The organism is Thermodesulfobacteriota bacterium, from assembly GCA_040755095.1.
In the GTDB taxonomy this organism is placed as follows: Bacteria; Desulfobacterota; Desulfobulbia; order Desulfobulbales; family JBFMBH01; genus JBFMBH01.
Window position 1 is genome coordinate 1 of the sequence record JBFMBH010000189.1, and the last position, 5,825, is coordinate 5,825.

Annotated in this window: 7 protein-coding genes; 4 read left to right on the top strand and 3 right to left on the bottom strand. The window is 69.1% G+C overall.

All coding sequences use genetic code 11. The annotated features are described in order from the left end of the window. A partial coding sequence (locus AB1634_18320; GenBank protein ID MEW6221470.1) for an MFS transporter occupies positions 1 to 626 on the bottom strand: 626 nt, incomplete at its 3' end. A gap of 104 nt (positions 627 to 730) precedes the next feature. Here AB1634_18320 and AB1634_18325 point away from each other — a divergent pair. Both AB1634_18325 and AB1634_18330 read left to right on the top strand, forming a co-directional pair. Beyond that, entirely contained in the window at positions 731 to 1,249 is a 519-nt protein-coding gene (locus AB1634_18325) for a TlpA disulfide reductase family protein (protein MEW6221471.1), read from the top strand. A 34-nt stretch (positions 1,250 to 1,283) separates the two neighbouring features. Beyond that, positions 1,284 to 1,544, top strand: a complete 261-nt coding sequence (locus AB1634_18330) for a hypothetical protein (GenBank protein ID MEW6221472.1) — start codon at positions 1,284 to 1,286, stop codon at positions 1,542 to 1,544. An 87-nt stretch (positions 1,545 to 1,631) separates the two neighbouring features. Here the strand turns inward: AB1634_18330 and AB1634_18335 are convergent, their stop codons facing one another. Together AB1634_18335 and mnmG are read right to left on the bottom strand one after the other, a co-directional pair. Further along, positions 1,632 to 2,264, bottom strand: coding sequence for a DedA family protein (locus AB1634_18335; GenBank protein MEW6221473.1), 633 nt, complete (start codon positions 2,262 to 2,264; stop codon positions 1,632 to 1,634). 151 nt (positions 2,265 to 2,415) lie between these two features. Further along, positions 2,416 to 4,305 carry a tRNA uridine-5-carboxymethylaminomethyl(34) synthesis enzyme MnmG gene (mnmG, locus tag AB1634_18340; GenBank protein MEW6221474.1) on the bottom strand — a complete coding sequence of 630 codons (1,890 nt, stop codon included), beginning with the start codon at positions 4,303 to 4,305 and terminating at the stop codon, positions 2,416 to 2,418. A gap of 190 nt (positions 4,306 to 4,495) precedes the next feature. Here mnmG and AB1634_18345 point away from each other — a divergent pair, with 190 nt between their 5' ends. Both AB1634_18345 and AB1634_18350 read left to right on the top strand, forming a co-directional pair. Further along, positions 4,496 to 5,671 carry a toll/interleukin-1 receptor domain-containing protein gene (locus AB1634_18345; GenBank protein ID MEW6221475.1) on the top strand — a complete coding sequence of 392 codons (1,176 nt, stop codon included), beginning with the start codon at positions 4,496 to 4,498 and terminating at the stop codon, positions 5,669 to 5,671. Then, the coding region (locus AB1634_18350) for a hypothetical protein (protein MEW6221476.1) at positions 5,638 to 5,825 on the top strand (188 nt) is incomplete at its 3' end. The genes AB1634_18345 and AB1634_18350, both read left to right, overlap by 34 nt.

Genomic DNA, 5,825 nt, shown 5'->3' on the forward strand with positions numbered 1-5,825 from the left:
ATCCCCCACAGGCAGGCGCCCCGCCAGTCGAAGCCGCCGGTGTGCGGGCGGAGCACCGGTGCCGGCAGCTGGGCCCGGGCCAGCAGGGAAAAAACCAGCCCCACCGGCACGGTCACCAGGAAGATGGCGCGCCAGGAGAAGTGCTCCACCAGAAAGCCGCCCAGGGCCGGCCCGGTCATGAGCCCCCAGGAAACGACGACGCCGATCAGACCGAAGGCCCGGCCGGTCTCGTTCTTGGGGAAGGTCTCACCGATGATGGCCGGACCGATGGCCATCATCATCGCCGCCCCCAGGGCCTGCAGCCAGCGGGCGGCGATGAGCCAGCCGATACTGGCCGCCAGGGCACAGGCCAGGGAGCCGGCCGCGAACAGCAGCATGCCGAGGCTGTAGAGCCCCCGCCGGCCCCAGGCGTCGGACAGCGCCCCCCACCAGAGGAGAGAGGCGGAGATGGTGACCAGATAGATCATCACCACCCACTCGGTGCGGTGCAACGGGGCGTGCAGGCTGGCCATGATGCTGGGCAGGGCGATGTTGACGATGGAGCTGTCCAGGGTGGCCATGAAGACGCCGCAGGCCACGATGACGAAGACGCCCCACTTGGAGCCGGGCTGGGGAATGGTGGGCATGGGAGGAGATCGCGGTATCAGGGGCTGAGAGGGGAAGGCCGCCGGCCGGAGCCGCAGCCGGACGATTTGGATTTTGCGCCGAGATCGGGTACCTTGGGAGGATGTTGAGCCCATCCCCTGTCCGTTGCCGGCCAGTTGGACGTTGCTTCGCCCTGTCCATCACCCTGGCGATTCTGGTCTGCCTGCTGGCCACTGCCAGGGCCGGGGCCCGGCCGATGCCGCAGTTCAGCCTCACCGCCGCCCGGGGCGGCCAGCCGGTGGACAGCAGCGCCTATTGCGGCCGGGTGCTCCTGGTCAACTTCTTTGCCACCTGGTGCGCTCCCTGCCGCCAGGAGGTGCCCTCCCTGCTGGCCCTGGAACAGGAATACGGCCGCAAGGGATTCTCCGTCATCGGCATCTGCCTCGGCACCGATGACCGCAAGTCCGTGGCCGAATTCATGGACAAGCTCAAGATCACCTATCCGGTGGCCATGGCCGACGAGGCGGTGCTGGACGGCTTCGGCGGCGTGGTCGCCGTGCCGGTCACCTTCCTCATCGGCCGCAATGGCGAGATCCTGGAGCGCTTCTTCGGGCTGGTCGACCCCGGGACCCTGACCCGGGCCATCGAGCAGGCCTTGCAGTAGAGCCGTCCGATCCCCTACATCCGGAGGTGTGTGTATGCGCAGGCTGGCGGTTCCGGCAATCCTTGTCATTCTCGTCCTGGCAGCGGCGGGCAGGGCCCAGGCCCTCTACGAAAGCGGCTACACGGTCAAGGCACTCAGTGCGGACTCGGTGGTGATCAGCGACCGCCGGGGCCAGGACACGGTGGTGGCCACCGACCCCACCCCCTTTGCCGTGGGCGATCGGGTCCAGTATGACCCGGCCAAGCACAAGCTCAAGAAGGAGATGGCGCCGCCGGCTCCGGCCGGAACCAGGTGATGCTGGTGGATCGCCGACCTCTCCTGGCGGGATGCCCTGACCATCGGCTTTCCCAGGCCCTGACCCTCCTCCCGGGCTGAGCCCGTTCTACGCCCGTTCCGTTTCCACGGCCGCCTCCCGCGCCATGGCCTTGCGGCGATGGCGCCAGATGTAGGCCGCAGCCAGCAGGCAGCTGAAGGCCACCACCGCCAGCACTGCCTGGTTGGCATACCGGGCGATGAGCTCCCGGTTGGCGCCGATGACATAGCCGATCATGGTGAGCACCGTCACCCAGATGCCGGCGCCCAAGAGGGTGTAGGCGGCAAAGCGCCGATGGCTCATGCCGGCCAGGCCGGCCGGCAGGGAGATGAGGTGGCGCACCACCGGCAGAAGGCGGCCGATGAAGGTGGAGATCTCCCCGTGGCTCAGGAAGAAGGCCTCCGCCCGGGCGAACTTTTCGGCCGAGATGCCGACATAGCGGCCGTAGCGGAGAAGAAGCGGCCGGCCGAGATGCCGGGCCGCGAAGTAGTTGGCGTAGGCGCCGGCCAGGCTGCCGATGGTGCCGCAAAGGATGGCAGCGACCAGGCTCATCTCGCCTTCATGGGCCAAGTAGCCGGCCGGCGGCATCACCAGCTCGCTGGGGATGGGAAAGACCGAGCTTTCCATGGCCATGAGGAGGAAGATGCCCGGATAGCCCAGGGCGCCGATGGTTCTGACCAGCCATTCCATGGCAGCGTGCAGCATGAGGATGTCTCCCGGATGGGACAGGGGCAGCGCAGACAGCCCCTGATCGGTGAACAAGCCGCAGAAGATCGAACAGGGGATGGGACCGGGGGTTGACCTTCCAGGTCAGTCCTGCCAGTCCCTTCGGCGGTTGGACATTCCTTGTTCGCTATTCGACATTCGCCTTCCGGAGAAGCCCCAGGCGGCGCAGATGGACCTGAAGCACCGCCACCGCGGCCGGCGTCACCCCGGAGATGCGGGCCGCCTGCCCCAGGGTCCGGGGCTGCACCCGGCCGAGCTTCTCCACCACCTCCCGGGAGAGGCCGGCCAGGGCGCCGTAGCCCAGGTCGGCCGGCAGGGCCACGTCGTCCAGCCGCCGGGCGCGCTCCACCAGCTCGGTCTGGCGCCGGATGTAGCCCTCGTACCGGATGGCCAGCACCACCTCGGCGGCCACGGCCGGCGGCACCCCGGGCTCGAAGCTGGCCAGGCGGCAGACGGTGGCCAGATCCAGCTCCGGCCGCCGCAGGAGGTCGGCCAGCCGGGCGGCCTGCCTCAGGGGGGCGCTCCCGGCCTCCGCCAGACCGGCATTGATCTCCGGGCTCGGCGCCACTGCGGTTGCCGCCAGGCGGGCGGCCAGCTCCGCCATGGCTGCCCGTTTGGCGGCAAAGCGGCCATAGGCGGCCCCATCCACCAGGCCGAGATCGTGGCCGATCCCGGTGAGCCTGAGATCGGCGTTGTCCTCCCGCAAGAGCAGGCGGTGCTCGGCCCGGGAGGTGAAGAGACGGTACGGCTCCCTGGTGCCGCGGGTAACCAGGTCATCCACCAGGACGCCGATATAGGCCTGGGAGCGGCCGAGCACCAGCGGCTCCTGGCCGCGCCCCGAGCGGACGGCGTTGATGCCGGCCACCAGTCCCTGGGCCGCCGCCTCCTCGTAGCCGGAGGTGCCGTTGATCTGGCCGGACAGGAAGAGGCCGGCAACCCGCTTCGTCTCCAGGGAGGGGGTCAGCTCCAGGGGATCCACGTAATCATACTCGATGGCATAGCCGGGCCGCATCACCTCCACCCGGGACAGCCCGGGGATGGAGCGCAGCATGCGGAGCTGGACGTCCAGAGGCAGGCTGGTGGGCAGGCCGTTGGGGTAGATCTCCACGGTGTCCAGCCCCTCCGGCTCCAGAAAGATCTGGTGCCGCTCCTTGTCCGGGAAGCGGTGGATCTTGTCCTCGATGGAGGGGCAGTAACGGGCCCCCACCCCTTCGATGACCCCGGTGAACAAGGGGGAGCGGTCGAGGCCGGAGCGGATGATGTCGTGGGTGCGGGTGCTGGTGTAAGTCACCCAGCAGGGCCGCTGGGGCAACGGCGGCGGCCCGCTGCTGGCGAAGGAGAAGAGCGGCGCCGGCCGGTCGCCCTCCTGGACCTCCAGGCCGGCGAAGTCGATGGTGCGGCCATTGAGGCGCGGGGTGGTGCCGGTCTTCATGCGGCCCATGCGGAAGCCCAGCTCCCGGAGGCAGGCAGGCAGGCTCCGGGAGGGGGGATCCCCCATGCGGCCGGCGGGAAACTGCTTGAGGCCGATGTGGATGAGGCCGTTCAGGAAGGTGCCGGTGGCGACCACCACTGCCCGGGCCGGGATGACCTCGTCCAGGGAGGTGACCACCCCGGCAATCCGCCCTTGGTGCACCTGCAGGCGGTCCACCACCGCCTGGCGGATGACCAGGCCGGGCTGGTCCTCCAGCACCTGTTTCATCCTCAGCCGGTAGCGGAGGCGGTCGGCCTGGGCCCGGGAGGACCAGACCGCCGGACCCTTCCTGGTATTGAGGCGCCGGAACTGGATGCCGGTGGCGTCGATGTTCCTGGCCATCTCGCCGCCCAGGGCATCGATCTCCTTGACCAGATGGCCCTTGGCCAGGCCACCCACCGCCGGGTTGCAGGACATGGCGCCGATGGTGTCGAGGCTCATCACCGCCACCAGGGTGGAAGCGCCGAGACGGGCGGCGGCCAGGGCCGCCTCGCAGCCGGCATGCCCGGCGCCGATCACCACCACGTCATAGCCCTGGTCGATCATGCTCACCCGTCCTGGCCGGGCGGCCGCCGGTGGCCTCCCTGGCCGAAATTCCTGCTTCCGTCACCGCCCGTTTTCTGGTAAGGAAGGCAGACAATGGAATCCGACCCGGCGCGACGGCTCGGCCGGCACCCGTTACTATCCGGATCCACTGTCGGCTGTCAACCATTCTTCGCGGAGAGACGGGCAAGCCATGCAGAAAGAGCGTTACGTCTTTGTGTGCCATTGCGGCTCGGACGCCCAGGTCGGCGGCAAGGTGACCTACTACCTGCGGGAGCGGGGCCTTAGGGTCTGGTACGAATCCTGGGATACCTACGCCCAGTCCGGAGACGACGTCTTCTGGCGGGAGCTCCAGGCCACCAAGTTCCTGCTGCCGGTCATCTCCAGGGCCGCCCTGACTGACCAGGGTGCCTGTGACCTGTGGCTGTCCTGGCTGGGCAAGGCGGGCGACCAGGGCCTGCTCGTGGTGCCGGTGCTGTGCGAGCCGGAGGTGCTCGATCTTCTGCCCCCGGCCTTGCGGGACAAGAAGATGATCCGCCTCGGTCTCTCCTTCGAGAACGACCTCAACGAGCTGATCTTCGCCACCGCCCTGGATGAGCACCTCCAGGAGGTGAAGAAGCGGGAGCGGCTGACCATCCCGGGGCCGGAGCTGGCTGGCTTCATCGCCGGCTGTCAGGCGGAAATGGCGGAGCAGGGCTGGCCGGCGGATCTGGCCGTGAAGGAGGTGGTGGTCGCCCCTCTGTTTCCGATCCGGAAGCTGGCCGCCGATGCCCTCCTGGGCACCATCACCAGCTCGGCCGTGAAGCTGGCCGGCTGGAGCGGCGCCGCCTTTCCCTTCCCGCCCCCCCTGGGCAGCCCCTTCCGCTCGACGCCGGAGGCGGTGAGCTACCTGGACCGGCATCCCTGGGTGGGGGAGCTGGCCTCCGCCTACTTCTGGAAGCTGTCCACCAGCGGCTTCTTCCTGGCCCGCCATCACCTGCACGAGGACCAGTGCGGCGAGACCGTCGGCCGCTACCTGTCCCCCGAGTGGCTCATGATCTGGATCTCCCAGGCGTTGCGCTTTGCCGGCCGGCTGTTGCCCCGACTGCCGGACGCCAGCGCCCTGCGCCTGGAGCTGCGTCTTTCCGGCATGGCCGGCCGCAGCCTGCTGTGGAGTCCGCGCACCGGCTTTGGCGGCGACTACCGGTGCAGCCAGCCGGAGATCACCGCCGCCTTCCGGGTGGACAAGAAGACCGATGCGGTGCACGCCGTGGTGGAGGCCGCCCAATACTTCCTGGAGCGCTTCGGGCTGGTCCATCCGCCGGTGGACGCCCTGAAGCGGACCGCCACCCTTCTGTGCGACGGCCGCTTCTACCAGCTGGAGATCTGAAGACGGCCCCTGCGCTGCCAGCCAGGGATCAGCTGGCGCTTGCCTTCCTGGCCCTGGCCTTCACCCCCCTGGCCCAGCTCGTCTTCCGGGCCGCCGACGACAACCGCCTGACCAGCTGGGCGTGGATCTTTGCCGCGGCGGATCCGCTGCCGGT